This window comes from Rahnella laticis (genome assembly GCF_015644585.1).
Classification (GTDB): Bacteria; Pseudomonadota; Gammaproteobacteria; order Enterobacterales; family Enterobacteriaceae; genus Rahnella; species Rahnella laticis.
In genome coordinates, this window is sequence record NZ_JADOBI010000002.1 from 307,087 (window position 1) to 333,023 (window position 25,937).

Genomic DNA, 25,937 nt, shown 5'->3' on the forward strand with positions numbered 1-25,937 from the left:
ATTCCCATGAAACCAGGTCTTCTTCTTATCGCCGGTTGTCTCGCGTGGTTCCCGGTATTCACGCATGCGGCGGACGCCGTCACGGCTCTGAACATTATCCGGCAGGCAGACGAGATCCGGTCACCCGACCAGCCCTTTCGTTATACGGTCACCGTGAATGAATTTAAATCCGGCGAAAATGCGCCGGTGAATCAGCAGGTTCTGGATATCTCCATGCGATTTCTGAAACCGAAAGACGGTGAACAGGCCGACGCACGTTCACTAGCGCGCTTTGTTTCTCCGCCACGGGATCGCGGAAAAATCATGTTATCCGACGGCTACGATTTATGGTTTTACACGCCGGAACTGCGCCGCCCTGTGCCGATCTCCCGCCAGCAAAGGCTGATCGGGCAGATTTCTAACGGCGACGTGATTGTGACCAACTTTGAGTTTGCGTATGACTCCACGTTACTGGGCGAAGTCCCTTGCGGCGCGAACGTCTGCTATTCGCTGATGCTCACCCGCCGGTCAGCGGAAGTCACCTATCCGAAAGTGAATTATCTGGTGGAGAAAGGCAGCTACCGCCCTTATAAAGCCGCGTATTTTTCCCTCGATGACAAGCTGCTCAAGGAAGTGTGGTACCTCGATTACAAACTGCTGCTGGGCAGGGAAAGACCGTCCAAAATTAAAGTCACGGATCCGCGCCGTGGCAGCGGTTATTCGGTCATGGAATACAGCGATGTCCGGTTTGAGTCGTTGCCGCTTTCCCGCTTTACAAAAGAGAGTATCCAGCGGGGCGGCAATTGAACCGGTCTGCCTTGCTGATACTGGCCAGCGGCGTGTGGCCGTCGTTACCGCTTTACGCCGCCTGTCTGACGAATTCCGACACGGTGATTTTCGCGCAAGCGTCCTACGTCAGCAGACAACCGCCGGTCTGGCAGATTGACGGGAAAAACCCGTATGCCGCGAACAATGCGTTTAATGATATCGCGGTGAATTACCGTAACGATTGCACGCTGGTTGAAGACAAGCTGGACGTAGATTTCTCGCTGCTCGGCCTGGCCTATTATCCGTATAAAAGCCCCGGAGCCTTTGAGAAAGACGACCACCGCCTGCGGGCGCTGATCGATAAACTTCGTCTTTCTTATACGCCGACAGAAAGCCTCCGGCTGGACGTCGGTAAGCTCCGGCCTAAAGGCGGCGCTTTCTACCTGAAATCCCCGGCCAGCCTGCTCAGCAATTACAGCGCCGGGTTCAAGGCCACGCGCATTCATTCACCTGACATGAAACCGCTCTATACCGATGCGTTTTGGGGCGCGGTGCTGGCGCAGGATACGCTTGCTTACTCGCTGTCGTTAACCGCGGCGCCACGGCTCACGCAGCCCGGCCCGCGCTATGAATCTTCGGGAAACTGGAATGCGCTGGCCCGTTCCAATGCCAGCGACCGCTATCTGCTGACGTACACGGATTACCGGTTTGGTGACAGCACGCCCTCGGTGAGCCTGATGACGGGCGATAAAAAATCGGTCGCCGTGGCGCAAACGCTGAACGTGACGCCGCAGTTCATTCTGAACACCGAGCTGGCCTACCATTTTCAACAGCAATGGCGGCACTTAGACGAAAATAGTGCGCGCGACGTGGAGCATTACCGTTTTCCGGATTCCCTTTACAGCGCAAAGGATGACGATGGCGTCGAGCTGGCGCTCGGAATGCAATACACCACCGATCGCTTCTGTCAGTTTGGCCTCGAATATTACTTTCAAAGTGAAGGCTATTCTTCCGCACAGTGGGACAAACAAACGGACCTCATTAAATTCCTGAACCAGAGGACGAATTACGCGCCGTTGGACCGGGCATTTGACGCCTACAAATATCTGATGGCGTCTGAAGTCTACAACGCGTCCAGCCAGGGAAACCTGCTGGGAAAACATTATCTCAACGCTTACGGCAGCTACCTGATGGATGACCAGTCCTCGGTGCAGCCTTTTGCGGTGATGAATTTACAGGACAAGAGTGCGACGGTCGGCCTGAATATCAACAAACCGCTGAACCCGCGGCTTGAACTTTATGGCGGTCTTTACACCGCATTTGGAAAGAGTGATTCGGAGTTTGCTTTATTCGGCGAAACTCTCGGCACTTATCTGGGTTTTAAGTATCACCTCTAGGTGATTCACAGGGACAGAGAGATGGACATAAACGCAACAAAACCGGTTGTCTTATTATTTGCCGGGCAGGGGAATCCGGTCATCGGGATGGGATCTGATTTATGGGATACCAGTGCCGAAACCCGTCGTATCTGGGATTGCGCCAGTGATATTTCCGGGCTGGATATTCGCCGCCTGTGTGCCAGAGGGCCGATGACGCGGCTGGTTCAGACCCCCGTGCAGCAAATTGCCGTGACGGCCATTAACACCATGCTTTTTACCCTTTATCGCGAAAGTCACGGCGATGTGATCTTCTCCGGTGCCTGCGGTCACAGCGTGGGGGAATATTCCGCGTTTTACGCCGCCGGAGCCCTCACGCTGGAGGATTTATTCCGGGTCATTCATTTCCGTTCCACGCTGATGCACGACCTGAGCCTCGCCAGTAAAGGGAGCATGCTGGTGGTGAAGGGCTGTGACCGGGCGGGTCTGACTGCATTGCTCGCGCAAAAAGGCATTGAGGCAGAAATAAGCTGCGATAACAGCCGTAAGCAACAGGTGATCGGCGGTACGCTGACCGCGCTGCGCGACGCCGGTCAGGCGGTTGCCGGCGCCGGGCTTGAGTGCACCAAACCCGGCGTGAGCGGGGCGTGGCATACCCGTCTGATGAACAGCGGCGTTCAGCCTATGCGCGATTTTCTGGCTGGCGTGGATATCAGGCCGCCACAGTTTGACGTGCTGATGAACGTTACCGGTTTGCCCGAAACAAATCCTGAAATCATCAGGGAAAATCTGTCCCTGCATCTGACGCACTCCGTGCAATGGACCGCGTCAATGGATCACTTTCTGGATAAGCCTGCGCCGGTGCAATTTGCCGAGATCAGCAACAAAGCCTATCTGATTCATTTACTCCATGATTTCGCAAAATTCACCTCTGAAATGGCGGTACATTGCAAAACTGATGGCACAGTGAGTGGCGTGAAATGACCCCCGATTATGCAAAATTTGTCCGCTTTCAGGATAAAAGGTTCATCCCGTTTATCTACGTTATCCTGTTCGTTGTGCTGGGGTTTTACTGGAAAAATAACGCCTTTTCCTTTACTTCCCGTGATGCGGGGGTGATCAGCGTGATTCTGGCGATCACGCTCTTTACGCTGCTGCACGAACTGAAAGCGTACTGGGCCTACAGCTATGTGATTAACCGCATTAATCTGGATGCCCTGAAAGGCAGAAGCTGCTCAACAATCACGGCGTTTTTCGCCAGACCTGCGGTCGTCAGCGTTTGTTCTGTTCTCTTTTTCTGGCTGATGGCGCAGGCGTGTTTACGGTTGCCCGCGAGCCGGTTCAGCATGGTTTATCTGTACCTGATATCACCGGTTTTCATGTACCTGGTTTTCAGAACGGTGCGGCGGGTTTATATCCGCCAGGTGCTGACCGGCATGAGCAGCACGGTGAGTTTCAGGAATATCTATCAGTACACCGGTTATTACGTTGCAGTGAATACCGCGCTCAATCTGCTTTCGGTCAGCCCGTTGCAGGCGAACCCGGCGTTTTCCTTCAGCGAGGGGTATTTTTCCGCCAGACTGATGATTGCTATGCTGATCCTCTGCGGCGTCGTGCTGGCGATAAACCTGGCGTTTTCGCGTCTTTCTAAACGCTACCTGTTTCTGGGACGTATCTTTCTGAAAGAGATCACCATCTATTCTGCTCCGCCGGTGCCCTTCGGTCGGTTTATCAGCAAGCCCTTTTTCGTCCGGATAATACTGTTAGCGACGGTACAGGCGGGGTGGATATTCATTCTGAGTTTCATTGCAGGTGGCCTTACTGTCAGCATGCCGTTCGTGGTGTATTTCCTGCTGTGCTATCTGCCTTGTCTGATGTATCACTTCCTGCATGTTTACGCGTACTGGCTTAAAGAGTTTCACTTGTCCTGCGATATGTATTTTCGCTACGAGAGTTTTATGCAGCGTAAAAGCCTGAATATGTAGAAATAAAAAACCTCCGTTGAGCGCCGGAGGTTTTTTTTATATCAGACGGATGCCCGTTTGTTACGGGGTTTCATACGGGAGTGCCGCATCGTCTTATTACTGATTACTCCAATGCCTTTAAAATTTGCATCGCAGCTTTTACCCGCTCAGTGTTGGGATAATTTTTATTCGCCAGCATAACGATGCCTACCTGTTTTTCAGGAATAAAAGCCACGTAGGCACCAAATCCGCCGGTTGCTCCGGTTTTGTGAACCCATGATGCATTCACGCGCGGATGCGACTGCGCACTCCGTACCTGTTGCGGGCCCAGCGCGATCTGGTTATCTGCGCCGTTTACTGCCAGCTCAGCCTGCGCTGGCCAGTCAAGCATTTCCCAGCCCAGCCCCTGATAGAGTGCGTCGGTGCGATAAAAACGCGTTTGTGCCAGATCCAAAGCTTGGCGTAACGTCTTATCTGCCACGTCCTGCGGATCCATATTCGCCTGCATCCAGCGCGACATATCTTTTATCGAAGATTTCACCCCATAGGCTTCTGCATCCAGCATACCCGGTGATACACGAACGGGCTTACCCTCACGGTAACCCCAGGCGTAAGCGCTTTTGGCGGAATCCGGCACAGTAATAAAGGTGTGGCTGAGCTTAAGCGGCGTAAACACGCGTTGTTGCATGGCCTGCTCAAAGGAAAGTCCGGTGGGTTTGACCGCTAAAAACCCGAAAAGACCGATACTGCTGTTCGCATACTGACGCGCGGTTCCGGGTGACCATTGGGGTTGCCACTGCTGATAGAAGTGTACCAACGCCTTCTCATCGGTGACTGCATCCGGAACCTGCAACGGCAGGCCACCTGCGGTGTAAGTCGCCAGCTGAAGCAGCGTAATGTCGTGCCACTGCGGCGTGTTAAGTGCGTGCCAGTATTTGCTGGCCGGATCCTTAAGCGCAATCTCGCCTTTCGTCACGGCGACGCCACCCAAAACACCCGTGAAAGTTTTACTCACTGAACCCAGTTCAAAGAGGGTGTCTTCTGTGACCGGACGCTTTTGTGCTTCATCAGCCATGCCCCAGGTAAAGTAGTAGGGCTTTCCTTTAACCACCACCGCGACCGCCATTCCGGGGATGCCTTGCTGCTGCATCAGAGGCTTTATTGCCTGACTCACGGTAGTTTCCACATCCGGGGCGGCTGCGTTACTCATAGAGCACACCGAGGCCAATACCGTCGCTATTAACGTTTTAGAAATTAACTTCACTGTTTTTAACCTTATGGTTTGTTGTCCCACCTGAATTCTGCCCAGTTTGACAGATTGCAACAAACTGTTAATTTTAGGGGCTGGTAAAAGAAAAACTTACAGGTGAAATCGTGGTTCGCCCTTACATCCCCTTAAATGCCCTGAGATCATTCGAAGCCGCCGCCCGCCATCTAAGCTTTACTAATGCGGCCTCAGAGCTGCATGTCACGCATGCGGCGGTCAGCCAGCAGGTGAAATCACTGGAACAGCAGCTGGGCTGCCAGTTGTTTGTGCGTGTTTCGCGCGGACTGATGCTGACCCCGGAAGGCGAAAGTCTGTTGCCGGTATTAAATGATTCTTTCGATCGTATTGCTGATACGTTGGATCGTTTCTGGGCAGGGCAGGTACGGGAAAAACTTAAAGTGGGTGTGGTAGGAAGCTTTGCCATCGGCTTGTTGTTACCGCGTATCGACGATTTCAACCACCATCACCCGCACATTGAACTGCAACTTTCCACCCACAATAATCGCGTAGATCCTGCTGCGGAAGGGCACGATTACACCATCCGCTTTGGTAACGGTGCCTGGCACGGCACAGAGGCACAGTTTATTTGCGATGCACCCCTGTCGCCGCTGTGTATTCCCGCGATTGCCCGTCAGTTGCAGCATCCTGCCGACGTGCATAAATTTACTTTGCTGCGCTCTTTTCGCCGTGATGAATGGAGCCACTGGTTGCAAAGCATTAATGAACATCCACCTTCTCCCGCCCAACCGGTGATGATATTTGACTCATCACTGACCATGATCGAAGCCGCGCTGATGGGGACAGGCATTGCGCTCGCTCCCTGTAAGATTTTCAATCACCTGCTGCAAACGGAGAAACTCATTCGCCCCTTTGCCGCTGAAATCAACCTCGGGGGTTACTGGCTGACACGGCTACAAACGCGCGCCGAAAGTCCCGCGATGAAGGCGTTCTCCAGCTGGTTATTGAGTTTTACTCCTCAGTCTGTTGATTGCAATATCTGACAATATCGCTCAAACGTATAAACCTAAAGGGTCGCCTGATGCACAGAACAAACCATAAAAAGATTTTTATCCTTATATTCTTCTTACTCTCCACTCAATTACTGAGCGGGTGCGTACTGACCCGGGTTTCTGAAAAATCGCATGCCAGAGAAGTCGATAGCCTGAATGTTATCGGAATGAGCCTGGATGCGGCGAAAGGAAAGTTAAGTAAAGAAGGATTTGATTGCAGCGACTATCCTGAGACCAACAGGGTGCAAACCAAATCCGGCCCACGCACTTTAATACAACTTGATTGTAGCAAACGAAGCTTGGAACTGATTTGTCCGCAAATACGCTATGCAGTACTCAATGTCGATCCCCAAAGCTTCAAAGTAGTATTGGTGGGAAAACGCATAACTGACCAGGCCTGTTTTTGATGATTAAATCCGTGTGTATTTAGCGGGAAAAAGACGGGGCTGCTTGCAAAAGGGAAAATATCTCACGTTAAACCTTTTTTAAGCAGACATCAGTTTGCCGGAATATCTCTAATTATGGACGGTTTGAATGACGGGAACACTTAGATTTCAAGTGCAGCATGAATGAAGGGTTCCATTTTCTCCGGGGAGGTGAACGGTGCAAAACGTTTGAGCGGTTTGCCGTCGCGACCGATCAGGAACTTAGTAAAGTTCCACTTGATCCGTCCACCCAGCACGCCGGGTAATTGGTCTTTCAGGTAACGAAATACCGGGTGTGCAGCAGCACCGTTGACCTCCACTTTCTCAAATATCGGGAAGCTCACACCATAGTTGATGTGGCAGGTCTGCGCGATTTCGTCGACGCCACCGGGTTCCTGATTACCGAACTGGTTGCAGGGGAAGCCAAGCACCACCAGACCTGAGGCGGCGAACTTCTTGTAAAGCTTTTCAAGCCCTGCGTATTGTGGCGTGAAGCCGCAATGGCTGGCGGTATTCACCACCAGAACCAGTTTACCAGCATAGTCGGCCATAGAAATGAGCTGGCCATCCAGGCGGGTGGCGGTAAGTTGATGAAAGGGGGTCATATCAGTATCCTCAGGGCAGATTTGCAAAAACGAACGAAAACAAACAACCAACAGGCGACCTTTGACCTGCTCAGGGGCCGTTCATTTGCCGGAAACACCTTACGATCCTTTATTGTGTTGTGGCACAAATTGGCGTGAGAAGGTGTGACGCCATTAATAAACAAAAAAACTGATTTCTTTTCATACCTCAATGAAAAATAGGTTTAGCGTTCTTTCTCATCAATCCAGGCAATGAGATCGGCGAGCCTCTTCTCAGAAAACACGGCTATCCCGTGTTCCGTGAGCAGTGAAGCTGCGACACCCATACCTGACTTACGCTGGCCGCTAAATGAACCGTCATAGGTGAACTGGCTGCCGCATGTCGGACTGCCGTCGGTTAACAGCGCAGCGGTACAACCTGACTCCTGAGCTGTACGCAATGCCAGCCAGGCGGCAAGCTGATAATGCTCAGTGACATCCTGCCCCGTAATTTCATGTATTCTGATCTGCGTCTGCATGACGTCCTGAACATCAGCAGAAACAATCTCCGCAGGAGGACGTGGTGTTGGCAATCCGGCGGCCAGCTCAGGACAATGGATCACAAGACGCTGCTCTTCATGCCAGCGCTGCAACTGTTCGGTCATTTGTGCTTTCTCGCTTCCGTCATAGCGCACTTTGAACCCCATCAGGCAAGCACTTACCAGTATTTTATTCATCATCGTTATCGTCTGTGAGGGCAAATGAATGCCTGGATTATAACACCTTCTCTTTTTACGCTTTTCAATTTATTGAATTTCAGGAAATATTATGGGAATAATACCGAGATAGTAACAGAGCGGGATTTTCTATCTTTTGCGGCAACTTAAGTTAAATTAAAGTGTAGTAAATCTGTTTTATAAAAATAAATTTTGGCCTCAGATAATAATCACACAATACCTAAGGGAATTAAATGAAGTTACTTCAAGGCTTGCTTTTTATACTGTCCGTTGCAATAACCGGTCAGGCCAGTGCCGCCACCACCACGCTGACTGATGTGCTGGGAAATAAAATAACCTTAGATACGCCGGTGAAAAGGGCGGTATTGGGTTTCTATTTCGAAGATTATATGGCGGTGGGGGGAGAACAGGCGTTTGATCATATTGTCGGCATTTCGCGTGAAGCCTGGCATGGCAAGGTACCGGCGAACTGGGATATGTATATTAAAAACCGTCCTTCCATTGCCGACATTCCGGATATTGGCGAAATCGACCTGCACAATGTGTCGCTGGAAAAGTTAATCAGCCTGAAGCCGGATGTGGTCATTTTAGCCAGCTGGCAGTACGCGGCGTTGAAGTATGAAGTCACGCAGCTTCAGAGCTTACATATTCCGGTTGTCGTGCTCGATTACAATGATCAGACGGTAGAAAACCATGTGAAATCCACGGAAATCATCGGGGTATTAACCGGTCAGACTGACCGCGCCAATGAGCTGGCCCGGCTTTATAAAAATAACATCACACTGATTGAAGACAGGATAAAAGAGGCAAATCTGCCGAAGCCAAAAGTCTACATTGAGTTTGGTAATAAAGGTCCGGCGGAGTATTCCTTTACCTACGGCGAAAATATGTGGGGCGTCATGCTGCGTCTTGCAGGCGGCGAAAATATAGCTGCACCTTTTGTTAAACAGTGGGGCGAAATTAATCCTGAGCAGTTACTGGTCGCCAGACCAGATGTCATTTTTATTTCCGGCAGGGAAAACAATAAAGTCGATACAGCACTGGAAATGGGCATCGGCGTCAATGAAGCCACAGCAAGAGCTAAACTCAACGGGTTCGCCCACCGTGACGGCTGGGGTTCATTACCGGCGATTCAGAATGGCAAACTCTACGGTGTTTATCAGGGCGCATCTCGTACGCTGGTCGATTTCACAATGGTACAGTTCATCGCTAAATCTCTTTATCCGGATTTATTCAAGGATATTGATCCGGTGAAAAACTATCACGATTATTACCAAAAATACCTGCCAGTTATGCCGGTGGGCACATTTGCGTTATCGGCCAGCGGCGATCAACATTGATTGTTGATTTTTGTCGTTAAAATAAGCCCGGATTATGTTCTATCGCTTATCAGTTAAGCTTTTGACGGAAGCCGTAACGCCGGGCGTTGCGGCTTCTTTTTTACAGTACTTGGGCAGTTTATCTCGATGTACCCTCTGCTATCTCTGATCTGCTCCCTGATAATTTACACGGAGCAATGTTAGCAATGTCCGCTGAAGGCACAGGGCGGATCGTCTGGATCGCTGCTTGATCTGCTATGAGCGAGAAGCGGGGGTTAGCGTAATTGAATTTTTGATGGAGGAATGAAGCCTTACAGAATCTAAAAATCATATTTATCTAAAAGGGCTGATTTATAAACCTTACAATTATTTAATTCATACTTTGAGCATATGGCTTTCACACTACTTTCATAAGGTTCAGATACAAAAGGAGATATAATCACATCATGAATCATTTCATTAATATTAACATTAACAAAATATGGCTTTATGGTGTATTTTTCCCAGTAATCAGTAAACATTGTATGCTGAGGGTTAAATAAATCATATTCGTCCGGTTTGTAATAAAGCCTGACTTCTTTTTCATGTTCATATTCTTTTCTTTTAAAAAGAATGCTAGCAATGGCTCTGTTATTCTCCAAAAGCACCTCCTCTTTTAAAAAGACATCGTCAAAATTTAAATATTTGATTCTGTTTAAGTAGACCAGATTATCATTATTTTCTGATTCTATTGATTTTTTTAGTGCGCCAACAGTAGTTTTAATTGCTATGGACTTCCCGTTATCACCATATAATTTCCACATTGCTTCTGATTCAAATTGACTTTCATACCAACAGCAGATACTTTGACGACCACGAGTCTTTTCTTTCATTAGCTCCATCCTTAAATCAGAAGTGGCATTCCATTCTTTTAACCAATCTTTCATTTCACCAGGCATATCTTTATAATCTGGTTCTAAACTCTCACGCATGGATCGCAAGGTATTTTCCATGTCCATATGGAATTTTTTTGGGAGGTAACCTTCTAGAGGGTCGCTATTTTTGAAGTATGATATAGGAGATAGAAATATTGTCTTGGAATCAATCAAGTGAATAAACTTATCAAGACTCATGTAACGCCATAAAATAACTTCATCTAAAAGTTTAGGGTCAATTAATATCTTATTTTTTGGTTTCATTTTTGGATGGGTAACTTTGTAATCTGACTGTTTTAAGAAGCATCATTATATTCCCCCGAAGGGAAAGTACACAATACCTGGTCATTTTTTAAGTGATTTAAATTTTATCAACGACGGAAAAAATCATTTTTTAAATACAGTAATAATGTCCGCTTCTGGCACTTAACGGACCTGTACTTGAGGAGGAGGTCCACTCTGAGCTAAGAGCCGACATTAGCTCTATCTGCCAACGTAAAAAATGCCGCCCTAAGCAGCATCCCTTAAAATTATCCTGATCAGCCACTACCGGCACACTTTTCCGTCGGACATCACCAGCGTCATTTCTCCCTGCCAGAACTCGGCGAGGAAGATTTCGCTGATCTGAGTCACGCCCAGTGAAGTGATTTTTTCATGCAGCCATTCTTCATCTTTCTGAATAGCATCCAGCTCAGAGTAACGGATCCTGCCATCTTTAATCAGTATCACCGACGGCATGTCTGCACCTTCGCAGACCGCAGTGATCTGGCCGCCCGGTTCGATTTGGGCATATTTCAGGTTCTGAAAAGAGTGGATGCCCTGCGCATGCAACTGCGACGCGACGTTCAGGATATCAATCTTGTTTTTTCGTTTGAGAATGTTTTCCATAATAAACTTCCCATCCTTGATAATAGGGATGGGATTACCAATCGCAAATGAACGAAAGATAAAAAATCTCTTGCTGACGGCATTTAGCAAAGATATCAACATAACGCCGATAATAAGCACGATAATATACTGGTACAGCGGGATAACATCGTTGTAAATGACGCCGCCGATAATTCCACCCAGAACAAAGTTGCCGATAAAATCGACGGGTGTCATCTGAGAGAGCTGTGTTTTCCCTGAGAAATTCAGGTGCGAAATGACGATCAAAAAACCAATGACGAATTTTGCCAGGACTAAAAGATAATATTCCATTAGGTTAACCCCTCCACTTGTAATTCGGTAATATATCACAACCCATTCAGGTATTCAGTGGTTCAACTGTTCTGGCTGTTAGTCGAACAATATCCGGACATGCTTTCAGTTAAATATGTTCTTACCTCTCAATAGACGGGTTTTTTAAGTGCGCAGCGGCCCTGTTTTTGTGTAGGATCAGCACATAGAAATATTATGAGCTGGAGAATTATGGCTTCGCTGAAAGATGTGGCCCAACGGGCCTCAGTTTCGCTGATGACAGTGTCACGCGCCATTAACGAGCCGCAACGACTCAAGCCGGAGACGCTGGCACGGGTGCGGGAAGCTATTGACGCACTTAATTACGTGCCCGATTTCTCAGCGCGAAAAATGCGCGGGAAAAGCAGCAAAGTGTCCACGCTTGGCGTGCTGGCCCTGGACACGGCAACCACGCCATTCTCCGTCGAACTGCTTCTGTCTGTTGAACTCACTGCGCGCGAATTCGGCTGGAGCAGTTTTCTTGTCAGCATTACCTCGCAGGCCGACAGCGAGCGGGCGGTGAGTCAGCTCCTTTCTCAACGCCCGGACGGCATCATTTACACCACCATGGGGCTGCGTGAAGTGAAAATTCCGCCGCGCCTTGTCGGTAAAAATCTTGTACTGGCCAACTGCATCAGCCCCGATCATGAACTTCCGGGTTACATTCCTGACGATTTTGGCGGGCAGTATCAGGCCATGAAACTGCTTTTGCAGAAGGGATACCGGCATCCTTTGTGCTTTTATTTACCGGGATCCATTCCCGCCGGTATCCGCCGCCGCGCTGGCGCAGAGCAGGCCTGGCGCGAAGCCGGAATGCCGGCGGAACAACTTCGCCAGTTTCATATGGAATTCGGTGATGAGCATTACCGTGACATTGTGCAGATTCTGGAAAGATTTACGCCCGACGGCAAACCTGATTTTGACGTGCTGATTTGCGGCAATGATCGCATTGCGTTTCTGGCTTATCAGGTCTTGCTGGCGAAAGGGATTCAGATCCCGCAGCAGGTTGCGGTGCTGGGGTACGACAACATGGTCGGTATCGGCGATTTATTTATCCCGCCGCTGACTACCGTTCAGCTGCCTCACCGCGAAATTGGCCGCGAGGCGGTGTTGCATCTGATCGAACAGCGCCCCAATCAGGGATTGATAAAAATCGATTCCCCTGTACTGGAGCGCGAGTCTTTATAACGTCTTTTCTATATACACTTCCCGCACGATCAGCCTGCGCTCAGCGTCCAGATATCACCCTGAACTAAGGTTGCTTTTCCGTTGGTGGCAAAAACGGACAGGGCGCGCTGGCCGGGTTGCGGATAAATTCTGCTGCTGAACGTCGCGTCTCCCTGATTGACGAAAACTTCCACCGACGAACGGTCGATGAAAATGCGTAAATCCAGAAGCTTACCCGGTGGCAGTGCGATGCTGCGGGCGTCTTTGATCCCGTGCATCGGGAAGTCCCTTTCCAGACAGATTCTTTGCGCCTGGGTATCCACAAAAAGGGATACGCCGCCGCCGGGTTTTATCCCGAAGCTTTCCGCATCTGACGCGGCCAGATCCCATTGCATGATGATCTCCGCGGCCTGTGCGTCTTCCATCAGAGGTCGTATGTCGTTTCTGAGCACGCACGGAGTAACCGGATAATGTTCACGGCGCAGCGTCCGTACTTCTTCCACCGGCATCATGCGCACTTTGCCATCACGCAGCGTCAGTTCACGGGGCAATGTCATACAACCCGCCCAACCTTCTGCTTTTGACGGCATCACGGATTCCCACATGTCCATCCATGCGATAACAATCCGCCGTCCGTCAGCCGCCGTAAATGACTGCGGCGCGTAGAAATCATGGCCGTGATCCAGCTCGGTAAAGCCTTCCGTAATCGTGAAGTCCTGGCCTGGTTTCCACGATCCGCGCAGGCATCCGCTCTGGAATAAATTCTGGTAATCATAGCCTTGCGCTTTGATCCCTTGCGGAGAACACATCAGAATATGTTCATCGCCAAGCGGGAAGAAATCCGGGCATTCCCACATATAGCCGGTATGGCTGTCCGCTTTGGCCAGTACGCGATCCAGTTCCCACTGTTGCAGGCTCTTGCCTTTATAGAGCAGCACCTGCCCGCAGTCGCTGTCATCGCGCGCGCCGATCACCATCCACCAGCAGCCGTTCTCACACCAGACTTTCGGGTCACGAAAATGCATGATGTTGTCCGGCGGGGTGAGCACCACACCCTGTTTGGTGAAATGAATGCCGTCCTCGCTTGTGGCCAGACATTGCACTTCGCGGATGGCACTGTCATTGCCTTCACCGTTCAGCCAGACATGGCCGGTATAAATCAGGCTGAGTATGCCGTTGTCATCCACGGCGCTGCCGGAGAAGCAACCATCGCGGTCATCATCGTCGCCCGGCGCCAGCGCAACCGGGAGATGTTGCCAGTTCACCATGTCCTTGCTGACGGCGTGCCCCCAGTGCATTGGCCCCCAGTTTTCGCTGAACGGGTGGTGCTGATAAAAAGCGTGGTACATGCCCTGATGAAAAATCAGACCGTTCGGGTCGTTCATCCAGCCAGCCGGTGGGGCAAGGTGGAAGAGTGGGTAGAATGCATCGCCGCGTTTTTCTGCCGCATCCTGCAAAGCGTGCTCAGCACGTTCAAGTCGCTGTTTCATACGTTTTCGCCCTTATTAAAGTCCATTGAACAGGGTGTCCGGCTTTTATCACCGGTGAGAAGGAAAGCGGAAATCAGAGTGAGGGAAAGTACCAGCGCGCCCATAATCATGTAGGTGTCGGCAAAGCCGATCACGTCATAGCCTTTACCCGCCAGCGGTGAAAATACGCTGGCGCAGACCTGCGTAATGAACTGAAAACCCACAAGATAAAGCGTGGCAGAAAGGCGCGGGTCAAAGCGCGTGGTGATGTACTTAAACATGGCGATCAGCAGAATCGGTAATTCCACGGCGTGCAGGAGTTTCATGCACGAAATCGTGACCGCATCCGCTGCCAGCCCGGAACCAAAGACGCGCAAAGCCATAATCAGACCGCTCAGCAACAGGCCGTTTTTAGCGCCAATCTTATTGACCACAAACGGGGCAAGGAACATCCCGCCCGCTTCCAGAAATACCTGGAAGGAATTCAGGAAACCGTACATCTCGTTGCCGTTTCTGACGTCCGGGAAAAGTGACGAGAAGTACACCGGGAACTGCTGGTCATACACGTTATAAACGCTGACGCCGGTGACAAACACGATCAGCGCCCAAAAGCGGGGCAGGCGAAACAGGTCGATGGCGTCGGACAGATGCAGATTTCCGGGTTTGCCGTACTCAAGCTGGTTCAGGGCATCGGTTTTGACTTCGCGTAATCCCCACAATAACAACAGGAAAATCAGCGCTGAGCAGGAGCCCATCCAGAAATTAAGATTTGGATTGATGTTAAAGAGCATTCCGGAAAAGAACGTTGCAGCCGCCCAGCCCAGCGATCCCCACATTCTGGCTTTGCCAAATTCGAAGCCTAAAATGCGGCTGACGCGTTCTGTGTACGACTCCAGCGCCCCAATTCCGGCAAAAAAAGTGGCGCCGACATAAAGCCCGCCGGCCACCGCACCCGCTAAAATATTGGCCTGTAACATCGGGGCAAAAATAAAGATGAAAAAGGGGCCACTGAGCAGCAACAAAAAACCAATCGCCCAGAGCAGGTTTTTGCGTAACCCCAGCTTATCCTGAATAAAACCGTACAACGGCTGAGCGCACAGCGCCGTCAGGGCGATGGCAGAAAATAATAATCCGGTGTCAGCCCCCCGCAGGCCAATCTTCTGGCTTAACCAGAGTGAGATAAGCGAGAAGGCTGATGACCAGGTGTAGAAAAAACAAAAAAGTAATCCGCTAAGCAATGTGTATGGACTTCGGTTGCTGTTCTTCATGTGTGTGTCCGTTCATTATTAGAATGTGTAGACCACATTGTTAACGTTAACTTTTAGTTTTTCACAGATGTTGTAAGGCGAGTTTATGATGTTAATCACAAGTGTTAACGTTAACATAATTGAAGTGTGATCTGAACCACAATTTTAGGGAAGTGAGTTCAAGCCCCCGGTCTTATCCCGAAGATAGGCCCGGAGAGGCCGCTTAAAGCAACGCAGTCAGCAGGGGCGTTGTGTCATATCTGGCAAACCGCTAAGCCCATACTCGACCATCGCCATGTAAACGGAAAAATAGTTGAGCACCATTTGCATGAAGGTCAGATGCAACACGATCGTGTTATTGGCGGAGTCGAGCCTCAGCAGGCCACCGGCCTCTGCGGCTTTCAGGCATCGCTTGATGTGTGAGCGGGAAACCCCGCATTTTAGTGAAGCTTTCAGATAGTTATACTCGATCACCGCATTCTGCTGGCGGATGCTTTCGATGTACAAATCCATCAGCATCATGTGCCCGGCGTCCCTGAAAATGAACTCCTTACAATCTGGCACCATATCGAATAAATAGATCTGATTGAGGATGATTTCCGAATACTTCCGAAAATATTCTGCATTGAAATTCTCCATTTTCAGACAGCGTGAAACATCGAAATCCGGGTACAACATGCCATAGGGGATCATCATGGTATTAATGAGCGCGCGGGTTTCATCCTGCGCTCTTGATGTCACCGTATAGTTCAGCTTTCGTTTATCCAGCGGATCCTTTTTAACTTCCATTCGCCCGCCCACACGAATAAAGAGCAGGAATGAGTCAACGGTATTTTCACTGATTAACCCCGTTGTCTTACAGAAGTCTTTAACATGACGTAGTGTGGGGTTATCTGTCGTGAAAAAATAGGTCATGACAGCGGTTCCAATAATAAATCGATTGGCTTTGAAAATAACCTTAAAATAGAGAGGTTTAGTCAGATAAAGTTTAAACATAAGTTTGTAATGTTTCTGCATGACTAACTCTATATCCTTATGCGATTTAATCTCCTCTGCACGATGAGAAATTAAATCCCTGAGTTCTTGTTTGCTCTTCATTTCGTTTCTTACTTTGCCTGGGGTCATATTACAAATTAAAAAATAACGCAATTATTACTTAGCGTTAATTTAAATCGTGTTGAAAAACAGTTTAGAATGCTATATGGCGACGGGAGTGTTGCGTGTTTTTTTTAAAGCGCTGAAAGGTCTGATTTGCCTCGCTAAGTATAATCCTAACACCGCATTAACGAATTTGCATAAGAGTTGATCTTATTTTGTCCGGTGATATTACTTTTTTAAGTAATGGCATTTTTATTATTTTTAAGATTTTAATTAATGGTTTCATCGGGTTATGTCGGTTTTCTAACGGGAGTTTTTTTGGGGTTATTCCCTCTAAAAAAATTAACCACAAAAATGGACAGTGACTTAACAAACGCCATGTGAGAATTTTCTTATCGCCAGGTTATTCCCGTGGGCTCAGAAGTCCGGGTAAACAGGCAGAACCCTCTGGAGAGGGAATTGCCGGCACGTTTTTTAATGGAATTTATAAGGATTTATCATGGATGAGTCACGTCATCAGGCCCTGCGCCACAACATTTCTCTTGGGCAATTTTGTAAAAAAAAGATTGCCGGGATACTGCGTTTCTCACTGATACCCATGACTTTTTTAAGCATCCATTCTGCCTGCGCAAATATGAGCGTCTATCCGATGGAAGTGGCGCTAAATAATCAGGGCGCAGCGCAGATTCAGACCTTATCTCAAAGCGGTGAGGCGCAGTTTATTAAAGTCAGCATTAAGAAAATTGAGCGTCCGGCGACACCTTTTGAAAAAGAAATAGCGGTTAATGACGCGGTTTCACCGTCGCTGATTGCCACGCCGGACAAATTCGCACTGGCTTCGGGTTCACAGCGAATTATCCGGCTGATCTCGTTACAACCGCCGGAGAAGGAAACCGCGTGGCGTGTTTATTTCGAGGCTGTCGGTGCGCCTGATGAGCTGAAAGATAAACCGGGGCAGGATAATAAAATAACCAATCAGGTCGGCATTAATTTAGTCTGGGGTGTGCTTGTCCATATTCCGCCAAAAAACCCGGTGTTATCTTTGCGTCAGTTAACGGGCAGCGAAGTAAAAAATGATGGCACAGTGCGAATTGTTATCCGTGAGGTGGGGATTTGTCCGCAGGGAAAAATGAGCGGCAGTTGTCAGTGGAAAAAAGAACATGCCACAGTATATCCGGATGAGACTCTGACATTTAAATCGTGGACGCCTGCGCAATTAAATTCAGCACATGAAATAAGAATTAAATATGTTGATCAGAATTCGAAAAGCCTGAATGAGTACGCTATCGAAAACACAGTCAGCATGTTCTAAGGGAATAACAACCTGTTTGTTATGAGACGGTTCATTACCGACGAGACGGTCATTAAAGACCATTACATGGATTTTCATGGAGCTACAAATGCAAAAATTAATTAAACCACTTTTCATCGCAACAGTATTAACGGCTGCATTTAATGCACAGGCTGTGCAGAAAGATATTACTGTAAATGCCAACGTCGATGCGACAGTGGATTTGACGCAGGCGGACGGTACCGCATTACCTGGCACAATTGATATGCAATATATCCCGGGCCGTGGTCTGTCTACCTATTCACTGGACACCAAGATCTGGTCTAACTCTTCTACCGCAAGCATTAACGTTGCGCTGGTCAGTGCTGCGCAGTTAAACGAAGCGGTCAGCGGCACTGCGGTACCGTTGAAAGTGACGCTGGGTGCAGATCTTAAACCGATCACCACGAGCTCAACGACCCTGACTTATGCCTCATTATTCCCGGCGGGTACAACGAACGGTTCTTCAGTTCTGCCTTTGAAAATCTCTCCGGCAACCGTTGCACCTCTGGCGACCGGCACTTATACCGGCGTGGTCAGCCTGCTGATCACCCAGGCGACATCAAGCTGATTTGCCTGAGTTGACTGATCGATTATTTCGGGGGGCAGTCTGCCCCCTTATTATTCTTTTCAGCAGGACGCTGTAATGAAGGTCAATATTCGCGTTGTATTAATAGCCTCTTTCATTACCCTGATCCCCTCTCTTTCTGTCCGCGCAGCGACACAGGTCCCGCCGGGTTTTGAATCGCTGGTGACCGGGCAGACTCTGTGGGTCAATCTTTCTGTCTACGGACAATCGCTCGGGCTTTTTGAAGCCACCGTTTCTCTGGACACCGTGACTTTCCTGAAACCCGATGATGTCGCCCGTGCGGTTATGCAGCATTATCAGAAGAACCCGCAGCAGGAAAAGCACTTAGACGGCCTGATCCGTCAGCCTCTGGCGCGCAACGGCAATCTGGCTTGCAGCAGTAACGGCGGGGTGGCCGGATGTGACTATCTGGATACAGATTCTGTCGCCGTTATCTATGACGAAAATAATGCCAAAGTTGCACTGTTCCTCGGCCCGGAATTTATTCCGCTTTCCGCAGGCAATGCCTCACCCTATTACGAACAGACCGCCGAAACCGAAGCGGCATTTATTCATCAGCAAAATATCAATTTCGTGACCAACAGCGGCGACCAGACGTTATCCCTGCAAGGCGCGGGCGCACTGGGTTTGACGCAAAGCAGCTATGCCGGTATCGACTGGGATTACCTCGCGCAGAAATACCGTCAGCAAAATCATCAGGAAGTTCGCTTCAATAACGCCTTTCTGCGTCGTGACCTGGGCAAACGCTACTACGTTCAGGCCGGACGCATGGATTCGCGGGACATTTTCAGCAACGCTGGCGGAAACATCACACTAAGCCAGTTACCGCTCAGCACCATCGAAGGCGTGCGCGCAGGTTCCACACTGGCCTGGGTTAACAGTACTCAGGCCGCACAGGGTACGCCGGTGACAGTATTCATTACCCGCCCGTCGCGCATTGATGCCTATCGCGATCAGCAATTGCTGGGCACTTTTTACCTGAATGCGGGCACGCAAAACCTCGACACCACGGCTTTCCCTAATGGCAGCTACACCGTGACGATGCGTGTGTATGAAGACAATCAGTTGTCGCGCACTGAACAGGTGCCTTTCAGCCGGACAGGCAGTTCCACCAGTCAAAACGTTGAGTGGTTTGTGCAGGGTGGCGCTATTCCCGCACGGGACGGTCAAAGTAACGGCGCGGAATCACAAAATGGTGCGGATCGCCGCGTAGTTCAGGCGGGGATCAAAGTCCCGCTGAACCTGGAGACCGCGCTGACCGGCGGTGTCGCGATGACGAACCGCAACCATTTTGTCGAAAGCGCCCTCGACTGGAGCCATGGATTCGACAACGCACTTCTCGACGGCATTCTCGCCACCCGCTTCAGCTACCTCAAAGGCAGTGAAGGCTCGCGCGGCAATATTCAGCAAATTTCGTATAACGACGGCTTCTCTCTCAGTTTCTACCGCAGTGCGCTGTTTGCGCAGGATTGCTACAGCAACAATGGAGGGCAATACGGTTTCAGCGGTTGCTACCAGAGCAGCAGCCTGATGTTCAGCGTGCCTGTTAAAAGCTGGTATGTGAACGCCGGTTACAGTGCCAGTGAGAATGAAGGCCGCAATGTGATCCCGGCGTTTCGCGATGAAAGCGACATTGTGCCGGTGTGGACCCGCCGCAATATTTACAGCAAAACAAAAACCACGACATGGCAGGCCGGGCTCGGGCGCGGATTCAGTTTCAACGGAATCAATATCAACACCAGCGGCAACCTTTTTACGCGAACCAACAGCACCGGTATGAAGCGTGATAACGGGGGATTCTTGTCCGTTTCGCTTTCGCGCGTCAGCACGCCGACGATTGATGCGCGCTCGAACTACAGCTCGCTGGGCATGACGTATCAGTCAGATCGCAGCAATAAAAATCAGCTCGGCTACAACGTGGCACAGAACTGGTATTTCGATGCGCAGAACCAGCAGGAAATCGGTGTGAATCTCAACGGCAATCAGGAGAACACCCTGAATGCATCGGTCTACGGTAAAACCGGCGGCGAATATGGCAACGGCAGCCTGGCGGTAAGTTCGGCGTCCTCCGGTTCGTCCGGTCAGCGTTTCAGCAGCAGTGGCAGCTATAACTCCTCACTGGCCGTGGCACGATCGGGCCTGTACTGGGGAAAATGGGGCAACGGTTTACCGGGGGCTGCGGTGGGGCTGAACGTCGAGAGCACGGATGACAGCCGTGATACCCGCGTGGATGTCTCGGTTGATGGCGCAGGCAGCGCCAGCCTGCACGGCACCGGCCGCACGTTATTTAGCGTTCCGGCTTACACGCAAAGCCATATCAGCATCAATGATTCCATCGAATCTACCGCCGGTATGCGCAGTGAAATTACTCAGGGTGCCGGACGCCGCGCGCTGTTTATCCCGCCGGGCCGGATGCTGGTTGGCAAGGTGAATATCGTTTCGCGTTACACCTATCTCGGCAGATTGATGATCAATCAGCAAACCCCGCTTGAAGGCGCAATTCCGCTCAATGTGGTCAGCTGGTCAGGTTTAGGGCAGGGAGGATTTACTGCTGAAACCGATCACCGCATGAAGGATTTATATATGGCGCGCGGGATGCAGATGTATCGCTGTGAGATGAAGGTAAAAAGCACGCATGACGTCGTGCGCTACGTCGGAGATACCGGTTGCGAAACGATCAGCCTTGCAGCAGTACCGCAGAACGTTCAGCAGCAGGCAAAAATGCTGATCGCCACGCGGCGTGCTGACGATGTCCCTCTGGCACGTGAGCAGTCTTTCCGGCAGGAATAACAATAAGGATTTTGTATGCAACTCAGATTTATTGCGGGGCTGGCGCTGGTCGGGTGGATGACAGGCGTTCAGGTGCAGGCGGCAACGCTTACGCCATCGGGACGTAACACCAGCGTGGCGGTCACGTTCGACCGGATGTCCGTGCCAGCGCAGTTGCCGATCTGGACGAACGAAAACGGGGGGTATGACACGAATGACGCGCCGAAATGGGGACGAAATACGCTGGTTTGTCAGTCACGCACCAGCAACCAGTATGGTGCCTGCCCGACATTCCCCGTCTGGCTCGAAGCGACGCCTGCTCCCTATCCTGTGCCGGTAACTTTCACGGAAAGCACCACGAAACAAACGCTTGTGCTCAATGTTTACCTCACTAAACGCAGATCGCTCAATAACGTGGTGGTGGCCTCCAACCTGGTGCCGCTGAATGCGTTCGGTGGGGCAGTGACACCGCGTGGTGACGGGACGGACTATTCTGCTTATCTGCCGTCGGCTGAATTAAGTAAATTTCCGTCGGCCGGAACCTGGAGTGCGACCCTGAAAATGTCGCTGATGCAGTGGCCAACAACCTGCACCGGTAACTCACAGAATGTCAGCGTCGGTTGTACCAATGCGACAAAGTTAGCCGACTGGATTGCTACCCTGGCGTTTAAAGTTACGGATTACGGCAACCAGCAGATCTACCTGCCTGAGTTTGGTAATGCGGCCGCCAATGTGGATTTGGGTCTGAAAATATTCCCCGGCGGGCGCGGCACAACGAATGTAACGGGCAGCCGCTCACTGGATATGTGTTTGTACGATGGCAATAATTCGGACAGCAACCGGGTGAGTTTAATTTTTCAGGATGAAGGCTCCGCCGCGCCCTCCCGCGCCACCGGGTTGTTCTCGGTATATCGCAAGGGCGGGGATAAAAATCTGGCGCAAGATCGTCTGGATTATTCCGTTGAAGTGGTTAACCCGCTGACCAAAGGGCGGCAGGTGGTACAAAACGGCAGTGAGATCGTCTGGAGCGGAACGAATAAAGGCATATTGCGACGCGTCGTTTTACCGGGCCAGAGAAATTCTGTGTTATGTGTTCCCGCTCCCATGGAATTAGTCACCCCGTCTTTCACCTTATCGTCGAAAACAGCGGGGCGCTATAGCGGAACGCTCAGAATTATTTATACCCCGACGACGCAATAAACCATTTCAGACAAGATGAGCCACTCAGTAAAATGGGCGGCTTATCAGTTGAGAATAAAAGATTTATACAAATGAAGTGTATTTTTTAAATTGAGCTTCTTCACCAGATTTGCCTGATAGCTGTAGAGCGATTTAGGTTTTTTACGGGTTACTCTTGCCACACCTTCTATTGAACCTTTTGTAAATAAACAACGTAAGAAGATTATCTCATTCTCATTCAACTCATTTTGGGCATGAATGGCAAAAGGCCTGGGGGTCTTTGTTTCATTTTTAATGATTCTGTTTATTAAGCTCAGGATGATTGTGGGAGGCAGTTTCTTATCTATATAAAAGTCGATGTGAATGCGATTGTTATTGAAGTTAAAGGGTTTTTTGTTTTTGTCAGAAAAGAGAATTAGCTTTACACCGAACTTTCTCTTCAGCTCCGCCAGGCGTTCTGCGCAGGCTAATGCGTTAAGAAAGTGCGCGGGTAAATCGAAAATCACAAATAACGGGGGCTGCAAGATCATTTCAGTTTGAGAGAAAATGTTCTCAATGTCCCGCATATCACTGCAACAATGAATGTTTAATTCGTCTATCAGTGATGCTAATCCCTGCTGATGAAAAGCAGACTGGTCTATATAAATAACATTCATCTTTTTTAATTCCTTTTATGATTTCATGTTCCATAATATCTCTGGAACGGATGAAGTTGAATGTCCATTTTTGGTGTTATTTGTGCATGCCTTTTTGATGTTTGCTATTTATTTGAAGATGATTGTATTTGGAGGTAATTGTATTTGAAATGGAGATTCAACGTTGAGTTGAAAACAAAAGCCGCCCTCAGACGGCTTTTACAAAGAATGCATGACCCTTTGAATTTAAAAATGCATTCGGATTACTGGCTCATCGCATCTTTTTTCATGGCATCTTTCGACATGCTGTCTTTCTTCATTGCGTCTTTGGACATGTGATCTTTAGACATTTTGTCTTTCGACATACAGTCCTTGCCCATGCTGTCTTTCGCCATCGAGTCTTTGCTCATGCTGTCCTTTTTCATGCAGTCTTTGGATATATGGCCCATGGTGTCTTTTTTCATCATCGCGTCTGCGGCGTAGGTGGTGCTCACTGCGCCCATCATCAGACAGGCAGACATCATCATTACGGTTAACTTTTTCATGGGGTATTCCTTTTCTCTGTTGGGTTTTATTAAGTCATCGTCGTGTGTTCTAACTTCCACCAAACCAGTTGTAGCCCTGATCTTCCCAGTAGCCACCGGTGAATTTATTGGTAATTTCAATCACTTCGATGTGTTTGGGGTTCTTGTAACCGAGCTTGGTCGGCATCCTGAGTTTCATCGGGAAACCGTATTTGCGCGGTAAAATCTGTCCGTCATAGGTCAGCGCCAGCAACGTCTGCGGATGCAGCGCTGTCGCCATATCAATGCTGGTGTAATACTCGTCGGCACATTTGAAACTGACGTATTCCGCCGTGAGGTCGGCACCAATCAGCCGCAAAAAATCACCAAACGGCACGCCGCCCCATTTGCCAATTGCGCTCCAGCCTTCCACGCAGATATGCCGCGTCACCTGGCTGACCTGCGCCATTTTGTAAAGCGTCGGAAGTGACCATTCGCGTTTATCCAGCGCCAGACCGGCGATTTTCAGGCGATAGGCCAGCCCGTCAACGTCCGGGGCATCGTCTTCGGCGTAAAACGCATTAAACGGAAACGGGCGGGTGATCATGGATTCGGCATACACCGGCGCAAGGCGCGTTGAGCCAAACAGCCAGCCCTGAACGCGGTCGTTGAAGCCTGAAATTTTTCCCAGCGCGGTTTCCACACTGGCGTTATCGCTGATGTCACAGCCGGTCAGCATGGCAATGCCGCCGAGCGTCAGCCCGCGTTGCAAGAACAGGCGGCGTGAGGGCGCATCCAGTTCGCGGATAATCTGTTTTTTAGCTTCCTGCACAATCGCTTCACTGTCCGACGTGCTGAAAATCTGAACGATGCTTTTTTTGATAATGTTCTTCATATTCAGCCCTTAACGTCCGCGGATCATGGCGATCAGCGTTTTTGGCACCAGCGCCACCATGATCAAATGCAGCACGACAAACCCGACTAACGACGCCATCGCTAAAAAGTGGACGTAGCGCGCGGTGTCATAACCGCCCATCAGTTCGCGCAGTAACGGAAACTGTACCGATTTCCACACCACCAGCCCGGAAAGCACCAGCACGATGCCGTCGAACATCACGAACACATACGCCGCGCGCTGCACCATGTTGTAGTGGCGTAAATCGTTGTGTTGCAGCTTGCCGCGCAGGGCCGCACGCAAATCGTTGAAAATGCCGCGCGGGGTCAGCGGCCAGAATTTTCGTTTCATCCGGCCGGTCAGAATGTTCATCAGCAGATAAAACAGACCGTTAAAACCGAACAACCACATTCCGGCGAAATGCCACTGGATTGCGCCGCCCAGCCAGCCACCAAGGGTGACGGTGGAAGGGAAATCAAAATCAAACAGCGGCGACGCGTTATAAATCTGCCAGCCGCTGGTCACCATAATCAGCACCGCCAGCGCATTCAGCCAGTGCGCAAGACGCAGCCATAAAGGATGGACCGTGGCCGGTTTTTGCCCCGCGACCTGAGGGATTTCTGTGTGAACTGTCATGATGCGTTTCCGCCATCTGCCCTGTGATGTAACGAGTATTGAGCGGATTTGTTCCCCGAGACCTCACGCAAAGTTAAATAAAATGTGATAACTCAAGGGTCATTGCTTGTGTAGACTCAAACGATATGAGGACGCCACGCGGTGGGATAACAAAATGGATAAAACGAAAAAAATCCTGATCGTTGAAGACGACGGGGATATTGCGGAACTGCTGAGCCTGCATCTGCGTGACGAAGGTTATGAAATTACGCATGCGGCGGACGGCAATCTGGGCGTCGCTCATCTGGAAAAAGGTGGCTGGGATGCGCTGATCCTGGATCTGATGTTGCCCGGCGTGGACGGGCTGGAAATCTGCCGCCGCGCCCGCAACATGACGCGCTACACGCCCATCATCATTATCAGCGCCCGTTCCAGCGAAGTGCATCGCGTGCTCGGGCTGGAACTGGGAGCCGATGATTATCTGGCAAAACCGTTCTCCATGCTGGAACTGGTGGCGCGGGTGAAAGCGTTGTTCCGCCGTCAGGAAGCGATGAGCCGTAATCTGAAAATGGATGCCGGGACGCTGAGTTTTGCCGGGCTGGTTATCGACCCGATTGCGCGCGAAGTGATGCTCAATCATCAGCCGGTAGAACTGACGCCGCGTGAGTTTGATTTGCTGTACTTCTTTGCCAAAAACCCTGGCAAAGTGTTCTCACGCCTGAGCCTGTTAAATCAGGTCTGGGGCTACGAGCACGAAGGGTATGAACATACGGTGAACACCCATATCAACCGGCTGCGCATCAAGATAGAAGCCAATCCGGCCGAGCCGGAACGCATTCTGACCGTCTGGGGAAAAGGCTATAAATTCGTGTCTTCGGCTGAAGATACGCAAGGGTAAATC

25 protein-coding genes are annotated in these 25,937 nt (G+C 50.0%); 13 read left to right on the forward strand and 12 right to left on the reverse strand.

Translation table 11 applies throughout. The features are described from left to right. Positions 1-6: 6 nt before the first annotated feature. From IV433_RS04725 to IV433_RS04740, 4 genes are read left to right on the forward strand one after another with little or no spacing between them, the layout of a single operon-like run. Positions 7-786, forward strand: a complete 780-nt coding sequence (locus IV433_RS04725; RefSeq protein ID WP_195813229.1) for an outer membrane lipoprotein-sorting protein — start codon at positions 7-9, stop codon at positions 784-786. Then, positions 783-2,144 (forward strand): hypothetical protein, encoded by a 1,362-nt coding sequence (locus tag IV433_RS04730; RefSeq protein WP_229893214.1) that lies wholly within the window; start codon positions 783-785, stop codon positions 2,142-2,144. Before IV433_RS04725 ends, IV433_RS04730 begins: the two co-directional genes overlap by 4 nt. Positions 2,145-2,165: 21 nt before the next feature. Next, positions 2,166-3,107, forward strand: coding sequence for an ACP S-malonyltransferase (locus IV433_RS04735; protein WP_195813230.1), 942 nt, complete (start codon positions 2,166-2,168; stop codon positions 3,105-3,107). Continuing rightward, complete coding sequence (locus IV433_RS04740) at positions 3,104-4,108, forward strand: hypothetical protein (protein WP_195813231.1); 1,005 nt, start codon at positions 3,104-3,106, stop codon at positions 4,106-4,108. Before IV433_RS04735 ends, IV433_RS04740 begins: the two co-directional genes overlap by 4 nt. A gap of 103 nt (positions 4,109-4,211) precedes the next feature. On the opposite strand, the gene ampC is transcribed toward IV433_RS04740, so the two are convergent. Then, complete coding sequence (gene ampC / locus IV433_RS04745; protein WP_195813232.1) at positions 4,212-5,297, reverse strand: class C beta-lactamase; 1,086 nt, start codon at positions 5,295-5,297, stop codon at positions 4,212-4,214. A 164-nt stretch (positions 5,298-5,461) separates the two neighbouring features. Between ampC and ampR the strand changes: the two genes are divergently transcribed. Both ampR and IV433_RS04755 read left to right on the forward strand, forming a co-directional pair. Further along, positions 5,462-6,355, forward strand: a complete 894-nt coding sequence (ampR, locus tag IV433_RS04750; protein WP_195813233.1) for a LysR family transcriptional regulator AmpR — start codon at positions 5,462-5,464, stop codon at positions 6,353-6,355. Positions 6,356-6,393: 38 nt separating this feature from the next. Continuing rightward, a complete protein-coding gene (locus IV433_RS04755; RefSeq protein ID WP_195813234.1) occupies positions 6,394-6,771 on the forward strand; it encodes a hypothetical protein in 378 nt (125 codons plus the stop codon). A gap of 140 nt (positions 6,772-6,911) precedes the next feature. Here IV433_RS04755 and IV433_RS04760 read toward each other — a convergent pair whose 3' ends face one another. Continuing rightward, on the reverse strand, positions 6,912-7,394 hold the full coding sequence (locus tag IV433_RS04760) for a glutathione peroxidase (protein ID WP_195813235.1): 483 nt from the start codon (positions 7,392-7,394) through the stop codon (positions 6,912-6,914). 203 nt (positions 7,395-7,597) lie between these two features. Further along, entirely contained in the window at positions 7,598-8,092 is a 495-nt protein-coding gene (locus IV433_RS04765; RefSeq protein WP_195813236.1) for a DUF523 domain-containing protein, read from the reverse strand. A gap of 230 nt (positions 8,093-8,322) precedes the next feature. Here IV433_RS04765 and IV433_RS04770 point away from each other — a divergent pair, with 230 nt between their 5' ends. Beyond that, a complete protein-coding gene (locus IV433_RS04770; RefSeq protein WP_195813237.1) occupies positions 8,323-9,429 on the forward strand; it encodes an ABC transporter substrate-binding protein in 1,107 nt (368 codons plus the stop codon). Between the two features lie 299 nt (positions 9,430-9,728). Here IV433_RS04770 and IV433_RS04775 read toward each other — a convergent pair whose 3' ends face one another. Both IV433_RS04775 and IV433_RS04780 read right to left on the reverse strand, forming a co-directional pair. Then, positions 9,729-10,586 carry a DUF2971 domain-containing protein gene (locus tag IV433_RS04775; protein WP_195813238.1) on the reverse strand — a complete coding sequence of 286 codons (858 nt, stop codon included), beginning with the start codon at positions 10,584-10,586 and terminating at the stop codon, positions 9,729-9,731. A 282-nt stretch (positions 10,587-10,868) separates the two neighbouring features. After that, entirely contained in the window at positions 10,869-11,522 is a 654-nt protein-coding gene (locus IV433_RS04780) for a DUF421 domain-containing protein (protein WP_195813239.1), read from the reverse strand. A 210-nt stretch (positions 11,523-11,732) separates the two neighbouring features. Between IV433_RS04780 and IV433_RS04785 the strand changes: the two genes are divergently transcribed. Then, a complete protein-coding gene (locus IV433_RS04785) occupies positions 11,733-12,728 on the forward strand; it encodes a LacI family DNA-binding transcriptional regulator (RefSeq protein ID WP_195813519.1) in 996 nt (331 codons plus the stop codon). Positions 12,729-12,757: 29 nt separating this feature from the next. Here the strand turns inward: IV433_RS04785 and IV433_RS04790 are convergent, their stop codons facing one another. The 3 genes from IV433_RS04790 to IV433_RS04800 all read right to left on the reverse strand — a co-directional run bounded on the left by IV433_RS04790 (position 12,758) and on the right by IV433_RS04800 (position 16,521). Beyond that, complete coding sequence (locus tag IV433_RS04790) at positions 12,758-14,197, reverse strand: glycoside hydrolase family 32 protein (protein ID WP_195813240.1); 1,440 nt, start codon at positions 14,195-14,197, stop codon at positions 12,758-12,760. Next, positions 14,194-15,444 carry an MFS transporter gene (locus IV433_RS04795; protein WP_195813241.1) on the reverse strand — a complete coding sequence of 417 codons (1,251 nt, stop codon included), beginning with the start codon at positions 15,442-15,444 and terminating at the stop codon, positions 14,194-14,196. The genes IV433_RS04790 and IV433_RS04795 overlap by 4 nt, the downstream gene beginning before the upstream one ends. Positions 15,445-15,660: 216 nt before the next feature. Further along, positions 15,661-16,521 (reverse strand): hypothetical protein, encoded by an 861-nt coding sequence (locus IV433_RS04800; protein WP_195813242.1) that lies wholly within the window; start codon positions 16,519-16,521, stop codon positions 15,661-15,663. Positions 16,522-17,020: 499 nt separating this feature from the next. On the opposite strand from IV433_RS04800, the gene IV433_RS04805 reads away from it, so the two are divergent. The 4 genes from IV433_RS04805 to IV433_RS04820 all read left to right on the forward strand — a co-directional run bounded on the left by IV433_RS04805 (position 17,021) and on the right by IV433_RS04820 (position 22,409). Further along, positions 17,021-17,833 (forward strand): fimbrial protein, encoded by an 813-nt coding sequence (locus IV433_RS04805; RefSeq protein WP_195813243.1) that lies wholly within the window; start codon positions 17,021-17,023, stop codon positions 17,831-17,833. Positions 17,834-17,921: 88 nt separating this feature from the next. Then, a complete protein-coding gene (locus IV433_RS04810; protein WP_195813244.1) occupies positions 17,922-18,422 on the forward strand; it encodes a CS1 type fimbrial major subunit in 501 nt (166 codons plus the stop codon). 75 nt (positions 18,423-18,497) lie between these two features. Next, positions 18,498-21,230 (forward strand): TcfC E-set like domain-containing protein, encoded by a 2,733-nt coding sequence (locus IV433_RS04815; RefSeq protein ID WP_195813245.1) that lies wholly within the window; start codon positions 18,498-18,500, stop codon positions 21,228-21,230. A 15-nt stretch (positions 21,231-21,245) separates the two neighbouring features. Then, positions 21,246-22,409, forward strand: coding sequence for a CfaE/CblD family pilus tip adhesin (locus IV433_RS04820; RefSeq protein WP_195813246.1), 1,164 nt, complete (start codon positions 21,246-21,248; stop codon positions 22,407-22,409). Between the two features lie 44 nt (positions 22,410-22,453). On the opposite strand, the gene IV433_RS04825 is transcribed toward IV433_RS04820, so the two are convergent. The 4 genes from IV433_RS04825 to IV433_RS04840 all read right to left on the reverse strand — a co-directional run bounded on the left by IV433_RS04825 (position 22,454) and on the right by IV433_RS04840 (position 25,057). Beyond that, positions 22,454-23,044: a LuxR family transcriptional regulator gene (locus tag IV433_RS04825; RefSeq protein WP_195813247.1), complete on the reverse strand. Its 591-nt coding sequence runs from the start codon at positions 23,042-23,044 to the stop codon at positions 22,454-22,456. Positions 23,045-23,286: 242 nt separating this feature from the next. Next, a complete protein-coding gene (locus IV433_RS04830) occupies positions 23,287-23,568 on the reverse strand; it encodes a pentapeptide MXKDX repeat protein (protein WP_195813248.1) in 282 nt (93 codons plus the stop codon). A gap of 49 nt (positions 23,569-23,617) precedes the next feature. Continuing rightward, the gene (locus IV433_RS04835) at positions 23,618-24,421 is read right to left on the reverse strand and encodes a molybdopterin-dependent oxidoreductase (RefSeq protein WP_195813249.1); all 804 of its coding nucleotides are present in this window, start codon (positions 24,419-24,421) and stop codon (positions 23,618-23,620) included. Between the two features lie 9 nt (positions 24,422-24,430). Beyond that, positions 24,431-25,057, reverse strand: a complete 627-nt coding sequence (locus IV433_RS04840; RefSeq protein WP_195813250.1) for a cytochrome b/b6 domain-containing protein — start codon at positions 25,055-25,057, stop codon at positions 24,431-24,433. Positions 25,058-25,211: 154 nt separating this feature from the next. Between IV433_RS04840 and IV433_RS04845 the strand changes: the two genes are divergently transcribed. Beyond that, entirely contained in the window at positions 25,212-25,934 is a 723-nt protein-coding gene (locus IV433_RS04845; RefSeq protein WP_195813251.1) for a response regulator transcription factor, read from the forward strand. The last annotated feature ends 3 nt before the right edge of the window (positions 25,935-25,937 follow it).

Excerpts from the sequence above, each read along its gene's own strand:
- IV433_RS04800 (WP_195813242.1), bottom strand. The coding sequence starts at position 16,521 with ATGAAGAGCAAACAAGAACTCAGGGATTTAATTTCTCATCGTGCAGAG.
- IV433_RS04830 (WP_195813248.1), bottom strand. The coding sequence starts at position 23,568 with ATGAAAAAGTTAACCGTAATGATGATGTCTGCCTGTCTGATGATGGGC.
- IV433_RS04775 (WP_195813238.1), bottom strand. The coding sequence starts at position 10,586 with ATGAAACCAAAAAATAAGATATTAATTGACCCTAAACTTTTAGATGAA.
- IV433_RS04805 (WP_195813243.1), top strand. The coding sequence starts at position 17,021 with ATGGATGAGTCACGTCATCAGGCCCTGCGCCACAACATTTCTCTTGGG.
- IV433_RS04795 (WP_195813241.1), bottom strand. The coding sequence starts at position 15,444 with ATGAAGAACAGCAACCGAAGTCCATACACATTGCTTAGCGGATTACTT.
- IV433_RS04815 (WP_195813245.1), top strand. The coding sequence starts at position 18,498 with ATGAAGGTCAATATTCGCGTTGTATTAATAGCCTCTTTCATTACCCTG.
- IV433_RS04725 (WP_195813229.1), top strand. The coding sequence starts at position 7 with ATGAAACCAGGTCTTCTTCTTATCGCCGGTTGTCTCGCGTGGTTCCCG.
- IV433_RS04760 (WP_195813235.1), bottom strand. The coding sequence starts at position 7,394 with ATGACCCCCTTTCATCAACTTACCGCCACCCGCCTGGATGGCCAGCTC.
- IV433_RS04765 (WP_195813236.1), bottom strand. The coding sequence starts at position 8,092 with ATGATGAATAAAATACTGGTAAGTGCTTGCCTGATGGGGTTCAAAGTG.
- IV433_RS04755 (WP_195813234.1), top strand. The coding sequence starts at position 6,394 with ATGCACAGAACAAACCATAAAAAGATTTTTATCCTTATATTCTTCTTA.
- IV433_RS04845 (WP_195813251.1), top strand. The coding sequence starts at position 25,212 with ATGGATAAAACGAAAAAAATCCTGATCGTTGAAGACGACGGGGATATT.
- IV433_RS04740 (WP_195813231.1), top strand. The coding sequence starts at position 3,104 with ATGACCCCCGATTATGCAAAATTTGTCCGCTTTCAGGATAAAAGGTTC.
- IV433_RS04820 (WP_195813246.1), top strand. The coding sequence starts at position 21,246 with ATGCAACTCAGATTTATTGCGGGGCTGGCGCTGGTCGGGTGGATGACA.
- IV433_RS04790 (WP_195813240.1), bottom strand. The coding sequence starts at position 14,197 with ATGAAACAGCGACTTGAACGTGCTGAGCACGCTTTGCAGGATGCGGCA.
- IV433_RS04840 (WP_195813250.1), bottom strand. The coding sequence starts at position 25,057 with ATGACAGTTCACACAGAAATCCCTCAGGTCGCGGGGCAAAAACCGGCC.
- ampC (WP_195813232.1), bottom strand. The coding sequence starts at position 5,297 with ATGAGTAACGCAGCCGCCCCGGATGTGGAAACTACCGTGAGTCAGGCA.
- IV433_RS04810 (WP_195813244.1), top strand. The coding sequence starts at position 17,922 with ATGCAAAAATTAATTAAACCACTTTTCATCGCAACAGTATTAACGGCT.
- IV433_RS04780 (WP_195813239.1), bottom strand. The coding sequence starts at position 11,522 with ATGGAATATTATCTTTTAGTCCTGGCAAAATTCGTCATTGGTTTTTTG.
- IV433_RS04835 (WP_195813249.1), bottom strand. The coding sequence starts at position 24,421 with ATGAAGAACATTATCAAAAAAAGCATCGTTCAGATTTTCAGCACGTCG.
- IV433_RS04770 (WP_195813237.1), top strand. The coding sequence starts at position 8,323 with ATGAAGTTACTTCAAGGCTTGCTTTTTATACTGTCCGTTGCAATAACC.
- IV433_RS04785 (WP_195813519.1), top strand. The coding sequence starts at position 11,733 with ATGGCTTCGCTGAAAGATGTGGCCCAACGGGCCTCAGTTTCGCTGATG.
- IV433_RS04825 (WP_195813247.1), bottom strand. The coding sequence starts at position 23,044 with ATGAATGTTATTTATATAGACCAGTCTGCTTTTCATCAGCAGGGATTA.
- IV433_RS04735 (WP_195813230.1), top strand. The coding sequence starts at position 2,166 with ATGGACATAAACGCAACAAAACCGGTTGTCTTATTATTTGCCGGGCAG.